18 protein-coding genes are annotated in these 14,069 nt (G+C 62.6%); 7 read left to right on the forward strand and 11 right to left on the reverse strand.

Features of this window, described 5'->3' with window-relative positions:
• Positions 1-14: 14 nt before the first annotated feature.
• Both ACP7DD_RS12415 and ACP7DD_RS12420 read right to left on the reverse strand, forming a co-directional pair.
• Positions 15-917: an NAD kinase gene (locus ACP7DD_RS12415; protein WP_426175121.1), complete on the reverse strand. Its 903-nt coding sequence runs from the start codon at positions 915-917 to the stop codon at positions 15-17.
• A 155-nt stretch (positions 918-1,072) separates the two neighbouring features.
• Entirely contained in the window at positions 1,073-1,237 is a 165-nt protein-coding gene (locus tag ACP7DD_RS12420) for a hypothetical protein (protein ID WP_426175122.1), read from the reverse strand.
• A gap of 195 nt (positions 1,238-1,432) precedes the next feature.
• Here ACP7DD_RS12420 and ACP7DD_RS12425 point away from each other — a divergent pair, with 195 nt between their 5' ends.
• The 4 genes from ACP7DD_RS12425 to gloA all read left to right on the forward strand — a co-directional run bounded on the left by ACP7DD_RS12425 (position 1,433) and on the right by gloA (position 2,915).
• The gene (locus ACP7DD_RS12425) at positions 1,433-1,630 is read left to right on the forward strand and encodes a hypothetical protein (RefSeq protein ID WP_426175123.1); all 198 of its coding nucleotides are present in this window, start codon (positions 1,433-1,435) and stop codon (positions 1,628-1,630) included.
• Positions 1,631-1,660: 30 nt separating this feature from the next.
• Positions 1,661-1,966, forward strand: coding sequence for a hypothetical protein (locus tag ACP7DD_RS12430; protein ID WP_426175124.1), 306 nt, complete (start codon positions 1,661-1,663; stop codon positions 1,964-1,966).
• A 28-nt stretch (positions 1,967-1,994) separates the two neighbouring features.
• On the forward strand, positions 1,995-2,426 hold the full coding sequence (locus tag ACP7DD_RS12435) for an OsmC family protein (RefSeq protein ID WP_426175125.1): 432 nt from the start codon (positions 1,995-1,997) through the stop codon (positions 2,424-2,426).
• A 72-nt stretch (positions 2,427-2,498) separates the two neighbouring features.
• The gene (gene gloA / locus ACP7DD_RS12440) at positions 2,499-2,915 is read left to right on the forward strand and encodes a lactoylglutathione lyase (protein ID WP_426175126.1); all 417 of its coding nucleotides are present in this window, start codon (positions 2,499-2,501) and stop codon (positions 2,913-2,915) included.
• A gap of 85 nt (positions 2,916-3,000) precedes the next feature.
• Here the strand turns inward: gloA and ACP7DD_RS12445 are convergent, their stop codons facing one another.
• The 8 genes from ACP7DD_RS12445 to ACP7DD_RS12480 form a co-directional block, all read right to left on the reverse strand.
• Entirely contained in the window at positions 3,001-4,362 is a 1,362-nt protein-coding gene (locus tag ACP7DD_RS12445; RefSeq protein WP_426175127.1) for a TolC family outer membrane protein, read from the reverse strand.
• 43 nt (positions 4,363-4,405) lie between these two features.
• A complete protein-coding gene (locus ACP7DD_RS12450; protein WP_426175128.1) occupies positions 4,406-4,729 on the reverse strand; it encodes a rhodanese-like domain-containing protein in 324 nt (107 codons plus the stop codon).
• A 12-nt stretch (positions 4,730-4,741) separates the two neighbouring features.
• Complete coding sequence (locus ACP7DD_RS12455) at positions 4,742-5,395, reverse strand: protein-L-isoaspartate O-methyltransferase family protein (protein WP_426175129.1); 654 nt, start codon at positions 5,393-5,395, stop codon at positions 4,742-4,744.
• Between the two features lie 173 nt (positions 5,396-5,568).
• Positions 5,569-6,210, reverse strand: coding sequence for a TetR/AcrR family transcriptional regulator (locus ACP7DD_RS12460; protein ID WP_426175130.1), 642 nt, complete (start codon positions 6,208-6,210; stop codon positions 5,569-5,571).
• A gap of 110 nt (positions 6,211-6,320) precedes the next feature.
• Entirely contained in the window at positions 6,321-7,598 is a 1,278-nt protein-coding gene (locus ACP7DD_RS12465; RefSeq protein ID WP_426175131.1) for a hypothetical protein, read from the reverse strand.
• Positions 7,595-8,371 carry an outer membrane lipoprotein-sorting protein gene (locus ACP7DD_RS12470; protein ID WP_426175132.1) on the reverse strand — a complete coding sequence of 259 codons (777 nt, stop codon included), beginning with the start codon at positions 8,369-8,371 and terminating at the stop codon, positions 7,595-7,597. The genes ACP7DD_RS12465 and ACP7DD_RS12470 overlap by 4 nt, the downstream gene beginning before the upstream one ends.
• Before the next feature lie 7 nt (positions 8,372-8,378).
• Positions 8,379-9,761 carry an ABC transporter permease gene (locus ACP7DD_RS12475; protein ID WP_426175133.1) on the reverse strand — a complete coding sequence of 461 codons (1,383 nt, stop codon included), beginning with the start codon at positions 9,759-9,761 and terminating at the stop codon, positions 8,379-8,381.
• The gene (locus tag ACP7DD_RS12480; protein ID WP_426175134.1) at positions 9,758-10,465 is read right to left on the reverse strand and encodes an ABC transporter ATP-binding protein; all 708 of its coding nucleotides are present in this window, start codon (positions 10,463-10,465) and stop codon (positions 9,758-9,760) included. The genes ACP7DD_RS12475 and ACP7DD_RS12480 overlap by 4 nt, the downstream gene beginning before the upstream one ends.
• A 216-nt stretch (positions 10,466-10,681) precedes the next feature.
• Between ACP7DD_RS12480 and ACP7DD_RS12485 the strand changes: the two genes are divergently transcribed.
• Positions 10,682-10,969, forward strand: a complete 288-nt coding sequence (locus tag ACP7DD_RS12485) for a YkgJ family cysteine cluster protein (RefSeq protein ID WP_426175135.1) — start codon at positions 10,682-10,684, stop codon at positions 10,967-10,969.
• A 19-nt stretch (positions 10,970-10,988) separates the two neighbouring features.
• Here ACP7DD_RS12485 and ACP7DD_RS12490 read toward each other — a convergent pair whose 3' ends face one another.
• Positions 10,989-11,201 carry a hypothetical protein gene (locus ACP7DD_RS12490; protein WP_426175136.1) on the reverse strand — a complete coding sequence of 71 codons (213 nt, stop codon included), beginning with the start codon at positions 11,199-11,201 and terminating at the stop codon, positions 10,989-10,991.
• A gap of 186 nt (positions 11,202-11,387) precedes the next feature.
• Between ACP7DD_RS12490 and ACP7DD_RS12495 the strand changes: the two genes are divergently transcribed.
• Together ACP7DD_RS12495 and recQ are read left to right on the forward strand one after the other, a co-directional pair.
• Entirely contained in the window at positions 11,388-12,221 is an 834-nt protein-coding gene (locus ACP7DD_RS12495; protein ID WP_426175137.1) for an undecaprenyl-diphosphate phosphatase, read from the forward strand.
• A gap of 4 nt (positions 12,222-12,225) precedes the next feature.
• Entirely contained in the window at positions 12,226-14,046 is a 1,821-nt protein-coding gene (gene recQ / locus ACP7DD_RS12500; protein ID WP_426175138.1) for a DNA helicase RecQ, read from the forward strand.
• Positions 14,047-14,069: the final 23 nt, after the last annotated feature.

The raw sequence follows: 14,069 nt of genomic DNA on the forward strand, positions 1-14,069 counted from the left end.
GATCGGCCGGCGCGCTACTTGAGCTTGCCGTCGCCGGACGGATATTCGTTCCAGTGCAGCTTTTCGCGCAGCGTGTCGTAGTAGCTCCAGCCTTCCGGGTGCAGGAAGGTGATGCAGTTCGGCGAGCGTGAAATGGTGATCTGGTCACCGTGCACCAGGCTGGCGAAGGTTTGCATGTCGAAATTGACGCTGACGTCGCGCCCGCTGACGATCTCGATGACGATCTCGCTCGAATCGGGCACCACGATCGGCCGGTTCGACAGCGCGTGCGGCGCGATCGGCACCAGCACGGTGCCCGACAGGCTCGGATGCAGCAGCGGCCCGCCGGCTGACAGCGCGTACGCAGTCGAGCCGGTCGGCGTCGAGATGATCAGGCCGTCCGAACGCTGGTTGTACATGAAGCGGCCGTCGACGGTGACTTTCAGTTCGACCATGCCGGCGCCGGCGCCGCGCGCCACCACCACGTCGTTGACAGCCAGCCCGCAGGTAATCGTGGCGCCGCCGCGCATCACGCGCCCTTCGAGCAAGGTGCGGCGCTCCGCCTCGGCCTTGCCGTTGAGGATTTCGGCCAGCACCGGGATCATGCGCTCGCTCGGAATGTCGGTCATGAAGCCGAGCCGGCCCTGGTTGATGCCGATCAGCGGCACCGAGTACGGCGCCAGCTGGCGCGCGATGCCGAGCATGGTGCCGTCGCCGCCCATCACGACCGCCGCGCTGGCTGTTTCGCCAATCTGCGCCACGCTCATCGACTCGATGCCGGGCATGCCCAGGTGCGCCGCCGTCTCCGCTTCGAACACCACGCGGTAGCCGGCGCCCTGCAAGTAGTCGACCACGCCATTGACCGGCTTTTCGATGCCGACCGCGTTGTGCCGGACCACGAGCGCGATGGTTTTTTGCGGTGCTGGCGTAACGGGCATGAAGGTCTCGGCAGTTGTAAGGGCGACACGCAGCAGATTAACCCAAAAGGGCGACTCTGGTATACGCGGCATGGCGCACTCGTGCGGCGCCGGCACTGTATGCATCCACAGTATAGAGGCGGGTGGCTGGTTCAGCAAGGCGGCGCCACGCCGCCTCAGATCATGATGGTGCCGGCAAACACGGTGCCGAACATCACCGCTGCTGCCGTGCAGACGTAGAACGCCATCAGCACCAGCCAGCGCACGGCGGTGGTCAACTTGCGGCCACCATAGACGCGCTGCATCGCCACCGGCAGGTAGGCCAGCAGCCAAACCAGCAAGGCAAGGTTGGCCCAGGTCCACGGTATGTCTGGATCACGCCGAGCAGCAGGAATGCAAACGCGTTGGCGTGAAGGGCGAACAGCATGTGCTCGCCATAACGGCGCCCGGAGCGCAGGTACAGCAGCCTCAGGTAAAGCGCAAACACCGGCATCAGGCAGAACATCGCATACGGCACGTAGGCGAAGAAGGTGTTCTTGAAAATCGCTATCGCGTCATTCTGCGACAGCGCGGCGATTTTCATGATTTTTGCTTCCCAGGCGGGATTGAGAGATGTGGTTTCAAAACGCTGGTTCCTTAAAAATCAGGCACCGCAACATAGTAAGGCATTGCATTGCAAAAATGAATTATTGCTCAGTTTCAAGGGCGCGACTCTTTTTCACGCCAGGCCTTAGGATTGCAGCAACAGATGACAGGAGAAGCACATGGACAGCAAATTACGCGAGAAGCACGTCGACACGACCGAGAAGATCGAGAACGACGGCGGCAAGCGCATGCCGCATGAGCGCGACGAGTCGCCCGATGGACAAGACGAGGATCCGCGCGGCGTGATGAAGCAGGCGGCGTCCGACCTTGAGCAAGGCCTGGTCGACACTGATCTGCGTGGCACGCCAGGCATCGACCAGGTGGTTCCGCAAAACGGCGCTTCCGGCCAGGCCAAGCCGCGGGCGGACGCCGCCGACGGCATGCGCCTGGCCACGCCCGTGCGCGGCAAAGACAACCAACATTAATTTCAATGACCAACCAGGAGTCCACGACATGACCATCAAGAAAAGCGGTAGTGCAATCTGGAGCGGCGGCATCAAGGACGGTATCGGCAGCGTGTCGACCGAAAGCGGCGTGCTGGACAAGGCGCCTTACGGCTTCAACGCGCGCTTCGAAGGCGGCAAGGGCAGCAATCCAGAGGAACTGATCGCCGCCGCCCACGCCAGTTGCTTCACGATGGCGGTGTCGGGCACCCTGGGCGAAGCCGGCATGACGGCCAAGCAGATGAACACCACGGCGACGGTGTCGCTGGACAAGGTCGAAGGCGGCTTCGCGATCACGGCGGTGCACCTGAACCTGGTGGCCCAGATTCCCGGCGCCAACGAAGAAGCATTCCAGGCGGCCGCGCTCAAGGCCAAGCAGAACTGCCCGGTGTCGAAACTGTTCAATGCCACCATCACGCTCGACGCAAGGCTGGAAGGCTAGGCGCAATCGAGCACGAACGTGGCGGAGCGCATAAAATCATGCCTTCCAGATTAAAACTGAAGGGCTATTCCGATGCGCATCCTCCACACCATGTTACGGGTCGGCGACCTGCAGCGCTCGATAGACTTCTATACCAAGGTGCTCGGCATGAAACTGCTGCGCACCAGCGACAATCCCGAGTACCAGTACACCTTGGCGTTCGTCGGCTACGGCAACAATCCAGAGCACGCGGAGCTGGAGCTGACGTACAACTACGGTGTCGACAAGTATGAGATGGGGACGGCGTACGGCCACATCGCCATTTCGGCCGACGATATCGTCGCGGCCTGCGCATCGGCGCGCGCAAATGGCGGCAACGTCACGCGCGAGCCGGGCCCGGTCAAGGGCGGCAGCACGGTGATCGCGTTCGTGACCGATCCGGATGGCTACAAGGTCGAGCTCATCGAGCGCAAGAACGGCGCGCGCGGCGCAGGGCTAAACGCCGGTTAAATCCGCATAACCGTCATTTAGTGCGGTGGCTGCCGTTGTGAATGGGCCTGGGCGACGGGTATGCATCGTCGCCGAGGCAACGCGACTACTTCACCAGCAGACTATTCACCGGCACCAGATCTTCTTCGCGCAGCGAACCCGACGCTGCCTTCAGGCGCAAGCCATTCATGATCGTGTCATAGCGCGCGCGCGACAAATCGCGGCGGGTCGAGTACAACTGGCGCTGTGCATTGAGCACGTCGATGTTGATTCGCACACCCACCTGGTAGCCGAGCTTGTTCGATTCGAGCGCAGACTGGCTCGACACTTCCGCCGCTTCCAGCGCCCGCACCTGGGCCAGGCCGCTGTTGACGCCCAGGTACGATTGGCGCGCGAGCTGAGCTGCATTACGGCGCGTCGATTCCAGGTCGTTGCGCGCCTTGTCTTCCAGCGCGATCGATTCGCGCACCCGGCTCGTCACGGCGAAACCGTTAAAAATAGGAATCGCCCATTGCACGCCGACGGCGTTGTCGCTACGCGTACCCGACGTGCCGTTGGCCTGCCCGCTGTTCTTGAGCCGGCTGGAACTTGCGACCAGATCGAGCGTCGGCAAGTGTCCCGCACGGTTGCGCTGGATGTCGCGCTTGGCCAGCTCGAGAGACAGTTGCGACACCTGCACGCCATAGTTCTGGTTTTCGGCGGACGACACCCACGGATCGATCATCGCCGGCTGCGGCGATGCCAGCGCGACGCCGGGCTTGAGCGGCGCCAGCGCGGCCGGCGCGGTACCGATGATCGCCTGCAGCGCGCTCTTCTTGTTTTCCAGGTCGTTCAGCGCCGCAAATTCCTGCGCCACGACCAGGTCGTAGGCCGCCTGCGCTTCATGCGTATCTGTAATGGTCTGGGTGCCGACCTCGAAATTGCGCTTGGCCGACGCCAGCTGCTCGGTGGTCGCGCTCTTTTGCGCCCGTGTCGACTCCAGCGTATCCTGCGCCGCCAGCACGTCGAAATACGCTTGCGAAACACGCGTGATCAAGTCCTGTTGCGCCTGCGCAAACTGCGCTTCGGTAACGGCTTGCTGCAGCTTGCTCTGCTCATAAGTCTGCCAGCGGTCCCAGCGGAACAACGGCTGCGACAGCGCCAGCGTCATCTGGCTCGAGTTGATCGGCACGCCAGTGCGGCCAACCACCGTGGTCACGCCGGTTGGCGACGTGATGGTGTTGCCTTCATTAAACGGAGAGAAGGTATTGTCGTTGCGCGCGAAGCTGCCGGTCAGGCCGACCGACGGCAGCAGCGCTGCCCGCCCTTGCGGAACCCGTTCGCGACCTGCCGCCAGCGATGCACGCGCGCTGGCGTACACGGCATCGTTCGCCAGCGCCTGCTGGTAGACCTGGATCAGGTCGGCCGCCTGGGCGTTCAGCGAAACAAAAGCGCTGGCAATCAGCGCGGCGATCAGGGGTTTCTGCATTGCTTTCTCCGTTGGAGTCATCGAAAAGTTAAAAAAAAGTCGCTCAGTACTTCGGCATCGCACTGTCGACCTGCACAGCCCAGGCGTGGACACCGCCCGTCAAATTGGTGATCTTTTCAAACCCGTTGCGCTCGAGGAAGGCCGCGACCGACATGCTGCGCGCGCCGTGATGGCAGATGCAGACGATCTCGGCATCCTCATCGAGTTCCTCGATGCGCGCCGGAATCGTGTTCATCGGAATATGGGTCGAGCCGTCGATATGCCCCAGCTCGTATTCCCAGTTCTCGCGCACGTCCAGCAGCAGCGGGCGCGGCCGTGCCGGATCGCCCAGCCAGGCAGCCAGTTCGGGAGCGGTCATCTGTTGCATCGCGCGTCCCGTTTAAAACGTGAAGTGCGAAGACGCCACCGCCCCCGACAGGTACTTGACGTTGGTCTCGAACACTTTCGTGGTCTCGAACGCCGTTTCCGACACGCGGGTAACGATATTGCAAGACATCACCGGCGCGCGGCCAATCAGCGCGGCAATCCGCCCGCCAAGCTTGACCTGCTTGAGGAACGCGTCCGGCAGCACTTCCAGGCCGCCCGAGATGACGATGACGTCAAACGGCGCGCCCTGCGTCCAGCCCTGCGCGCCATTGCCAAGCGCAACGGTGACGTTGGTGATGCCGGCCTTGGCCAGGTTCGTTTCCGCCATCGTTTTCAGTTCCGGCAGGATTTCCACCGTCGTCACGTGGCGCGCCTTGTGCGCCAGCAATGCCGCCATGTAGCCGGAGCCGGCGCCGATTTCCAGCACCGTCTCGTGTTTCTTCAGTTGCAGCTCCTGCAGCAGGCGCGCTTCGAGCTTCGGCGTAAACATCGATTCACCTGCGCCGAGCGGGATTTCGGTGTCGACGAAGGCCAGGCTCTTGTAGTCGGCCGGGACGAAATCTTCGCGCTTGACGATCAGCAGCAGGTCAAGCACGTCCTGGTCCAGCACGTTCCACGGGCGGATTTGCTGTTCGATCATGTTAAAACGGGCTTGTTCAATATTCATGTAAGACTCGGTGAGTAAAAATAATAATCCGATATTTTATCGTTGAACGGCCTCAATCAGGACATCTTAACGACATGGCTGCTCAGATCGCGTGAAATTGCGACAGTCTGCAGTTTGGAGGGGTTGAACGAACATTAACGCCGACATGGCGGATTTGCCACGTCGGGCGACGATCACGCCGGCGGCACCAGCAGCCCGCGCAGCGCCATGTCGAGGAAGGCATCGAGGAAGGCAATCGGGTCGAGCTGGCTCTGGTCGCACGGACCGACTGAATGCTTCCAGGTCATCAGCATCATCATCGGGGCGATCAATACCTGCGTCACGGTGGTGACGTCCATTGGCCGGAACTCGCCGCGCGCGACGGCGCGATTAAGCATGCTGGCGATCATGTTGGTGCCGCGTGTGATCACTTCGTCCTGGTAAAAGCACGCAATGTCGGGGAAGTTTCCCGCTTCGGCCATGATCAGCTTGGAGATGCCGGACGCCTTGCTCGCGCCCATCAGCTGCCACCACTCGATGATTACGCTGCGCAACAGGTCGGCGCTGTGGCCGTCGAAGCCGGCGATGATTTCCTCAACAGCGCCGATGACGGGCACGATGTTGTCCCGTACCACCGCCTTGAAGAGCTCTTCCTTGTTGGTGAAATACAGGTACAAGGTGCCCTTCGACACACCGGCGCGCTTGGCGACATCCTCGAGCCGGGTAGAGGCGAAGCCGCGTTCGACGAACAGGTCGAGCGCAGCGGCAAGCAACTCCTGGGGGCGCGCATCCTTGCGGCGCTCCCAGCGGGGCTTGATGTCTTCGAGGGGGTGCATGCTTGTATCCGGTAACTTACTTCTGAGTCATTAATATAGACCCGAGTTGTTTTCCAGTCAAGGGCGGCGCAAAGGCGCTTTCTCCCTGCGCTTAAGCAGCACCACCGAAACTAGAAGTAATAGCGCATTAGCACCTGCAACGACCGCCGCTGCGGGTAGGCGCCAAACTCGCTGGCCGGCGTGCCCTGCTGCTGTTGCCACTGCACCGCCAGATCGGTGCGCTTCCAGTGATAGCGCGCCTCGATCCAGCCGAGCCGGCTGCTGTCGTCGATGTTCTGCCGCAGCATCGCATTGAAGTCGAGGTTGCTCGTCAAGGCGTCCTGCCAGCTGGCATACGCGAACACCGACTTCTTGCTGACCATTTCCAGGCGGTTCTGCACCCACAGCCGGTAGGCAAGCCGATCCATGGGCACCAGCGCATCCCAGCTATCCTTGGCGAGCGCGTCGCCGTTGTAGTGGTATTCCAGCGTCAGCGACAATTTGTTCGGTGCGTTGTACGTACCGCCAGCCGCCAAGCGCGACCGGAATGACGAGTCCTGTTGACGGCGCGTCGCCTGCCCCAGCTGCGAGTCCGATTTCCCGCCCGACCATTCGAGGTAGACCACGCCGGCCTGTCCGACGACCGACGTCAGGTTCACGCCAAGCTGAGGCGACTGCGCGCCTTCCTTGAACAGCAACACTTGCGGGGTGAAACTGCCGCCGATGCGCTGGCTGTACGCGACCAGCCAGCGGTCGTCGAAGTTGGTGGCGCCAAAGTCGAGATTGAACGGGCCATCCTTCGCCTCGCTTTCGATCTTCGGCGAAAACAGCGCCGTCAGCGATCCGTCTTCCCACACGCGCTGCCCGCGCAGCATGACGCTGCCTTGCCGACGTGTCTTCAGGCTGGCCGGGTCGATCGCGACGATCGAGCGGTTGGCGCCGGTGCGGAAATAATCGGTCGGGTTGTAGCCGAGGGCAACGCCATAGCGCGCGTTGACGCGGCCCATGTCGACGGCCAGGCCGTCGTCGGGCTGCCAGCTGAGGTACGCTTCCTTGACGGTGTTGAGCGTGTTGCTCTCGCCTGGCTGCGGCTGGCGCCGCAAGTCGAGCTGGTCCGCAAAGAGCACGCGCCAGCCCTTGCCGAGGGTTTTGTCGACCTGCAGGTCGAGCGACAGGCGTTGCCCATTGACACGCTCGCCGTTGCGCAGCACCGAGTTGGTGGTGGCGAATTCGCTCGACAGGTGCCAGTCGCGCGTGGCCACCGTCTCGACAGCCGCCTGGTCGGCCAGGGTCAACGCCGACAGGTCGTCCGGCTCAGCCGGCTTTTCCTGCGCCGCGACAGGATGATTGGCCAGCGCCAGGGCGGCGGCCAGCGTCGCCGCGAGGCGATGGGAGTTGGATAATTTCATTCTGGTTTGAACCGAGGTAAGTAGTCACGCTGCAACCAGGCCTCTGGAACATCGCGCCAGGCCCAGTCTGAATAGCGCATTACAGTCACCCATTTCGGGTCCAGGCCATCGATGATGACGGTCTCGGTGGCACGTTCCGTCCCCAGCTGCTTTTCGTATTTGCGGTAATACGCCGTCTTCAGCAGGCGTCCGCTTTCGGCGTAGAACTTGCCCTTGATGGGACGCTTGTTGGCGGCGTCGACCCACAGCTCGATTCGGTGATACGTCACGTCCGGCGTCGAGGCGGCCAGCGCCAGCTTGTAGCTCTTGCGCGTCTGCCGGTCGCCGTCCTGCACATCTTCCTGCGCGTCAAGCTTGGCGCGGTAATCCTTGGCCAGGTTGACGGTCACGACGTCGCCGTTGGCCGCCTGCCCCAGCAATCGCTGCTGCGGCGACATGCGGATGCTGGCCTTGCTCGACGGATCGAAAAACCACAGGTCGTTGCCGGTCTTGAGCATCAGCTTGTTGACGTCGCGCGCCGGGGCGATGAAACGCACCAGGTTGCGGTACTGCCCGCCGCTCGGTTCGGACTTGGCATAGATCGACAGGCTCATCTCGCCGACCTGCTTACCGTCGCGGAACTCGGTGAGGTTCGTGACCAGGCTGAACGGCTTGTCCGGGTTGCGCACGGCGTCGCTTGCGGCAAGTATCTCCTGCGGATCGGGCGTCCCTTGCGCCATGCACGCGGCGCTTGCCAGCAACAGGCCCGACATCATCATTTTCATTTTCAGCATAAGTTTCCTATACGTGACGCAGCGCATCGACGATGGCCAGCCTGGCGGCGCGGTTGGCCGGCCACCAGGCCGAAATCACCGCCACCACCATCAACCCGATCGAGCTGCCGATGACCAGGTGCGGACTGCCCCACACCCGCACCATCAGCGGATATTCGTAGACATAACCGGGCGGCGTCCAGGTGATGCCGCTGTGATTGATCAGGTAGGCGATCAGCAATGCCACCAGCACGCCCAGCACGGCGCCGATCGAGCCGAGCAGCACGCCTTCGCAGACGAACAGGCGCCGGATGCCGCCGCGGCGCAGGCCGATCGCGCGCAAGGTGCCGATCTCGGACGTGCGCTCGACGACCGCCATGCTCATCGTGTTACCGACGGTAAACAGCACGATCACGCCGATCAGCACGGAAATAAAGCCGAACACCGAATCGAAGAACTGCACCGTCTGGCCATAGATCGGGCTCAGCGTTTCGTAATCCTGGATTTCAAGCGGCGCTCCCTTGAGCGACGACAGCAGCTGTTCGATCCGCGCGCGCGCCGCCGGCATTTGCGCCGTGTGCTTGAGCTGCACCTGGATGGCCGTCACCTTCGGCGCGGTGTCGCCAAAGATCAGGCGCTGCGCCTGCGCCAGGTGCATGACCATGAAGATGTCGTCGAACTCCTTCAGGCCCTGGTTTTCAGCCTTGACGACGTTGAGCGCCGTCACGTTCGGCACGCCATGGTCGCTGGCGGCCAGCATCTCGATGCGCGTTTCGCTGGCGGCCGGGGCGCCTGAGCTTTCCAGCGCGGACAAGGCCTGGATATCATCCGGCGCCGACTTGGCGCCAGCCACAGCTTTAGGCGCGAACTCGCGGCAATTCGGTACCTTCAGCGGGCCGCACAGTTGCAGCGTGCGGGCGACACCGGTGCCGATCACGGCCGAGTCCGGACGGCTGCCGGTCAGCGCCAGCGGGTTCGAATAGCTCACGCCGTAGTCGTCCCACAGCAGCATCGTGTTCTGCTCATCGACAACGACACCGCCGGCGATCACGGTTTTTGACACGCCCGCGGCAAAATTGCCGGCGATGCCGCCCAGGCTCAGCTTCGGCGTGACCACTGCCAGCATGGGTTTGAGCACCGGATCATTGCTGACCACGTCGACAATGCGCTGGTAATCGGCGATGCCGTACGCGGCCGGGTCGCCGCTGCCGTAAAGAAAATAATCCTTGGCCTGGATCTGGAAGTGGCCGCTGCGCTGCACGTAGGCAGTCTGCATGGCGAAGATGACGTTGCCGCTGAATCCGCCAAACAGCAGGATCGCGTTCATGCCGATGATCATCGCAAGAAGCGTCGCCAGCGAGCGGCGCCGGTTTCGCAACAGGTTGCGCAGCGCAATCGAAATTGTCCTCATCGCTTTTCGGTCCCGGGCTCGTCGCGCCGCTGGATCGACGTGATGCGGCCATCGCGCAGAAAGACGGCGTCGTCGGCCTCGGCATGCACCTGCGGATCGTGCGACGAGAACACGAACGATACGTCATGGTCATGCTGCATCTTGCGCATCAGCGCGATGATGGCGGCGCCGGTGTGGCTGTCGAGGTTGGCGGTGGGCTCGTCGGCCAGCACCAGCATCGGCGCCGGCGCCAGGGCGCGCGCAATCGCCACGCGCTGGCGCTGTCCGCCGGACAACTGGCCGGGCCGGTTGTTGCCCTTGTCGGCCAGACCAACCGCGTCAAGCAGCCCGAGCACCCGCTCGCGCCGCTGCCTGGCCGGCATGCCGGTGAGCAGCAGCGGATATTCGACGTTCTCGTACGCGCTCAGCACCGGCAGCAAATTGAAGTTCTGAAAAATGAAGCCGAGATGGCGCGCGCGGAAATCCGACAAGGCGTCGTCGCTCAACAGGTGTACCGGCTGGTTGTCGACAATTACCTCGCCCTGGTCCGGGCGGTCGATGCAGCCCATCAGGTTCAGCAACGTGGTCTTGCCGCTGCCGGACGGGCCGGAAATGACAGTGAAACGGCGCGGCAAAATCTCCAGGTTGATATCGACGAGCGCAGGCACCTCGACCGCATCGAGGTGGTATTTCTTGCCGACTTGCTTCAGAACGATCGAATGCATTGCTGTTTGTTTGTCGTGCGATTTGAAAAGAATAAACTTTTACTAACGATTTTCGGCGAGAAAGCATTATAGCAATGCAACATATGCCACACGGTTCAGGTAAGGAAAGAAAAATGAACTGTTACCAATTAGTCCGTGGTGGCACCGGAATGTGCGGCAAGCCGGGTAAAATGGCGGCCTGTCCGGGGCTTTCCCGGCCGCGCACCCGACCGCCTGATGAACACTCCAGAAACAGCGCTTGCCTGCCGCCCCGGTTGCGGCGCGTGCTGCACCGCACCTTCGATTACCAGTCCGATACCCGGGATGCCCCATGGGAAGCCAGCTGGCGTCCGGTGCATTCAGCTTGGCGACGACAATTTCTGTCTCATCTTCGGCAAGCCGGAACGCCCTGCCTTTTGCGGCGGACTGCAACCATCGCAAGAGATGTGCGGACCGAGCCGCGAGCATGCGATGTTGTGGCTCGATACCCTGGAGCGGGCGACCGCGCCGATGCTCAGAGCCTGAATCCGATGTCAGGAGGCGTTCAGTCGTCAGCGTCGTCGGGGGTGCCCGGCACGATGCCCGGGAACTTGGTGCGCTTGCGGCGTTTCTTCACCGTTTCGGATTGCTCCTGAGTGGCCTTGGTGGCGGGCGGCGGCGCAATCGGCAGAGGAAAGCCGAGGAAAACCATGATTAGAAAGATCGGCAATAACAAATAAAAAAGCGGCCTCTTCCAATTTAGTTTTTGTTTCAACATTGCTAACAGATGGGGGACTTGCGATTGCATTCAAGTAGATTGTTTTCCTGTTCATCCTCCGCAGCGCCAAAACAACGCCACCATTGAGGTCGCACCGCCAGCGCCAGCCGTGCTCGTGGTAAGCTTCGACCCCGCGTGGTGTGCCTGCCGAACTCCTGCATCCTTCAACCTATCAAACAACAATTCATGGACATATTTCTCGCGCTCAAAGCCATCGTCATGGGCCTGGTGGAAGGTTTCACCGAATTTCTGCCGATTTCGTCGACTGGACACCTGATTCTGGCTGCAAGCCTGCTCAATTTCACCGGCGAGAAGGTCAAAGTGTTCGAGATTGCCATCCAGGCCGGCGCCATGTTGTCCGTGATCTGGGAGTTCCGCGTACGCATCGGCGCCGTGTTTGCCGGCATCACCAGCGACCCGAAGCAGCAAAAGTTCGTCGTCAACCTGATCGTCGCCTTCATGCCGGCCGCCTTCCTCGGCCTGCTGTTCAGCAAGATGATCAAGCAGTTCCTGTTCGCGCCGGTGCCGGTCGCGATGGCCTTCATCGTCGGCGGGCTGATTATCCTGTGGGTCGAGAGCCGCAACCGCCGGCGGCCGGAAAAGCCGCGCGTCGATTCGGTCGACGACATGACCTTGCTCGACGCCTTCAAGGTCGGCTGCGCGCAGGCGTTTGCCCTGATCCCAGGCACCAGCCGTTCCGGCGCCACCATCATCGGCGGCATGCTGTTTGGCCTGTCGCGCAAGGCGTCGACCGAATTCTCGTTCTTCCTCGCCATCCCGACCCTGCTGGCGGCCACCGTCTACTCGGTGTACAAGGAGCGCGCGCTGCTGTCGATGGCCGACCTGCCGCTGTTTGGCCTCGGCGGCCTGTCGGCGTTCATCTCGGCGTTCCTGTGCGTGCGCTGGCTGCTGCGCTATATCAGCTCGCACGACTTCACCATCTTCGCCTGGTACCGCATTGTGTTCGGCATCGTCATCCTGGCGACCGCCCACTACGAGTGGGTGAAGTGGGTCGACTGATATCATGAGTACCGACCTCGGCGCGCGCGCCCTCGAACAACTGGAGAGCGTGTTCGGCTACCCGGCCTTCCGCGGGCAGCAGGGCGACATCGTCGAACACGTCGCCGGCGGCGGCGACGCGCTGGTGCTGATGCCGACCGGCGGCGGCAAGTCGCTGTGCTACCAGATCCCGGCGCTGCTGCGCGACGGCGTCGGCGTGGTGGTCTCGCCGCTGATCGCGCTGATGCAGGACCAGGTCGACGCGCTGGCCGAAGTCGGCGTGCGCGCCGCCTTCCTCAACTCGACCCAGACGTACGAAGAGTCGATGCGCATCGAGCGCCTGGTGCGCACCGGCGAAATCGACCTGGTGTATGTCGCGCCCGAGCGCCTGATGACGCCGCGCTGCCTGGAGCTGTTCGAAGCGTCGAAGATTGCGCTGTTTGCCATCGACGAAGCGCATTGCGTGTCGCAATGGGGCCACGACTTCCGGCCCGAATACATCAAGCTGTCGATCCTGCACGAGCGCTTCCCGTCGGTGCCGCGCATCGCCCTGACGGCCACCGCCGACCACCAGACGCGCGCCGAGATCGCGCTGCGCCTGCAGCTGGAAGACGCGCGTCAGTTTGTCTCGTCGTTCGACCGCCCCAACATCCGCTACCAGATCGTCGAGAAGGCCAACGGCCGCAACCAGCTGCTCGAGTTCATCACGACCGAACATGGCGGCGACGCCGGCATCGTCTACTGCCTGTCGCGCAAGAAGGTCGAAGAGACCGCCGAATTCCTGAACCAGAACGGCATTCGCGCGCTGCCCTACCACGCCGGCATGGAGTACGAAAAGCGCAGTGCCAACCAGTCGCGCTTCCTGCGCGAGGATAGCATCGTCATGGTCGCCACGATCGCTTTCGGCATGGGCATCGACAAGCCGGACGTGCGCTTCGTCTGCCACCTCGATCTGCCGAAGAGTATCGAAGGCTACTACCAGGAGACCGGCCGCGCCGGCCGCGATGGCCTGCCGGCCAGTGCCTGGATGGCGTATGGCTTGCAGGACGTGGTGCAGCAGCGCCGCATGATCGACGAGTCGCAGGCCGACGAGACCTTCAAGCGGGTGCTCGGCGTAAAACTCGACGCCATGCTGGGGCTGTGCGAAACCCTCAGCTGCCGCCGCACGCGCCTGCTCGAATACTTCGGCGAGCGCTCCACGCCATGCGGCAACTGCGATACTTGCCTGATCCCGCCGGTGTCGTTCGACGGCACGGTGCCGGTGCAAAAGCTGCTGTCGGCGATCTACCGGGTCGACCAGCGCTTTGCCGCCGGCCACGTCATCGACGTGCTGCGCGGCGTGTCGTCCGAGCGCATCACCCAGTGGCACCACGATTCATTGTCGGTGTATGGCATCGGCAGCGAGCGCACCGAAGCGGAGTGGCGCGCAATCCTGCGCCAGGCCATCGCCATCGGCCTGGTGACGGTCGACCATGAGGTCTACAGCTCGCTGAAGCTCACCGACGCCGCGCGCCCGGTGCTCAAGGGTGGCCAGAAGGTGCAGCTGCGCCAGTACCAGAAGCCGGTCAAGCCGAAGCGCGCCACGTCGAGCTCGAAGAGCCACGTGGAGCTGGACCTGTCGAAGTCCGAGCAGGAGATTTTCGAGAAGCTGCGCTGGTGGCGCGTTGAGACCGCGCGGTCGCACGGCGTGCCGGCGTACGTGATTTTCGTCGACGCCACACTGCGCGAGATCGCCAAGGTCAAGCCGACGTCGCTGCAGGACCTGCGCGGCGTGTCTGGTGTCGGCGAGAAGAAGCTGGTCTCCTACGGCGACGAGATTGTCGCGTTGATCAGCGAGATGCTGTAACGCGACACATGCTCAGCATGGAT

It is taken from the genome of Massilia sp. TWR1-2-2 (assembly GCF_049897565.1).
Taxonomy (GTDB): domain Bacteria; phylum Pseudomonadota; class Gammaproteobacteria; order Burkholderiales; family Burkholderiaceae_D; genus JAFCUW01.

What these genes read in the sequence shown, in the direction of transcription:
- ACP7DD_RS12460 (WP_426175130.1), bottom strand. Translation starts at nt 6,210, where the DNA reads ATGCACCCCCTCGAAGACATCAAGCCCCGCTGGGAGCGCCGCAAGGAT.
- ACP7DD_RS12450 (WP_426175128.1), bottom strand. Translation starts at nt 4,729, where the DNA reads ATGCAACAGATGACCGCTCCCGAACTGGCTGCCTGGCTGGGCGATCCG.
- recQ (WP_426175138.1), top strand. Translation starts at nt 12,226, where the DNA reads ATGAGTACCGACCTCGGCGCGCGCGCCCTCGAACAACTGGAGAGCGTG.
- ACP7DD_RS12445 (WP_426175127.1), bottom strand. Translation starts at nt 4,362, where the DNA reads ATGCAGAAACCCCTGATCGCCGCGCTGATTGCCAGCGCTTTTGTTTCG.
- ACP7DD_RS12475 (WP_426175133.1), bottom strand. Translation starts at nt 9,761, where the DNA reads ATGAGGACAATTTCGATTGCGCTGCGCAACCTGTTGCGAAACCGGCGC.
- ACP7DD_RS12430 (WP_426175124.1), top strand. Translation starts at nt 1,661, where the DNA reads ATGGACAGCAAATTACGCGAGAAGCACGTCGACACGACCGAGAAGATC.
- ACP7DD_RS12435 (WP_426175125.1), top strand. Translation starts at nt 1,995, where the DNA reads ATGACCATCAAGAAAAGCGGTAGTGCAATCTGGAGCGGCGGCATCAAG.
- ACP7DD_RS12485 (WP_426175135.1), top strand. Translation starts at nt 10,682, where the DNA reads ATGAACACTCCAGAAACAGCGCTTGCCTGCCGCCCCGGTTGCGGCGCG.
- ACP7DD_RS12490 (WP_426175136.1), bottom strand. Translation starts at nt 11,201, where the DNA reads ATGTTGAAACAAAAACTAAATTGGAAGAGGCCGCTTTTTTATTTGTTA.
- ACP7DD_RS12495 (WP_426175137.1), top strand. Translation starts at nt 11,388, where the DNA reads ATGGACATATTTCTCGCGCTCAAAGCCATCGTCATGGGCCTGGTGGAA.
- ACP7DD_RS12415 (WP_426175121.1), bottom strand. Translation starts at nt 917, where the DNA reads ATGCCCGTTACGCCAGCACCGCAAAAAACCATCGCGCTCGTGGTCCGG.
- gloA (WP_426175126.1), top strand. Translation starts at nt 2,499, where the DNA reads ATGCGCATCCTCCACACCATGTTACGGGTCGGCGACCTGCAGCGCTCG.
- ACP7DD_RS12465 (WP_426175131.1), bottom strand. Translation starts at nt 7,598, where the DNA reads ATGAAATTATCCAACTCCCATCGCCTCGCGGCGACGCTGGCCGCCGCC.
- ACP7DD_RS12455 (WP_426175129.1), bottom strand. Translation starts at nt 5,395, where the DNA reads ATGAATATTGAACAAGCCCGTTTTAACATGATCGAACAGCAAATCCGC.
- ACP7DD_RS12470 (WP_426175132.1), bottom strand. Translation starts at nt 8,371, where the DNA reads ATGCTGAAAATGAAAATGATGATGTCGGGCCTGTTGCTGGCAAGCGCC.
- ACP7DD_RS12480 (WP_426175134.1), bottom strand. Translation starts at nt 10,465, where the DNA reads ATGCATTCGATCGTTCTGAAGCAAGTCGGCAAGAAATACCACCTCGAT.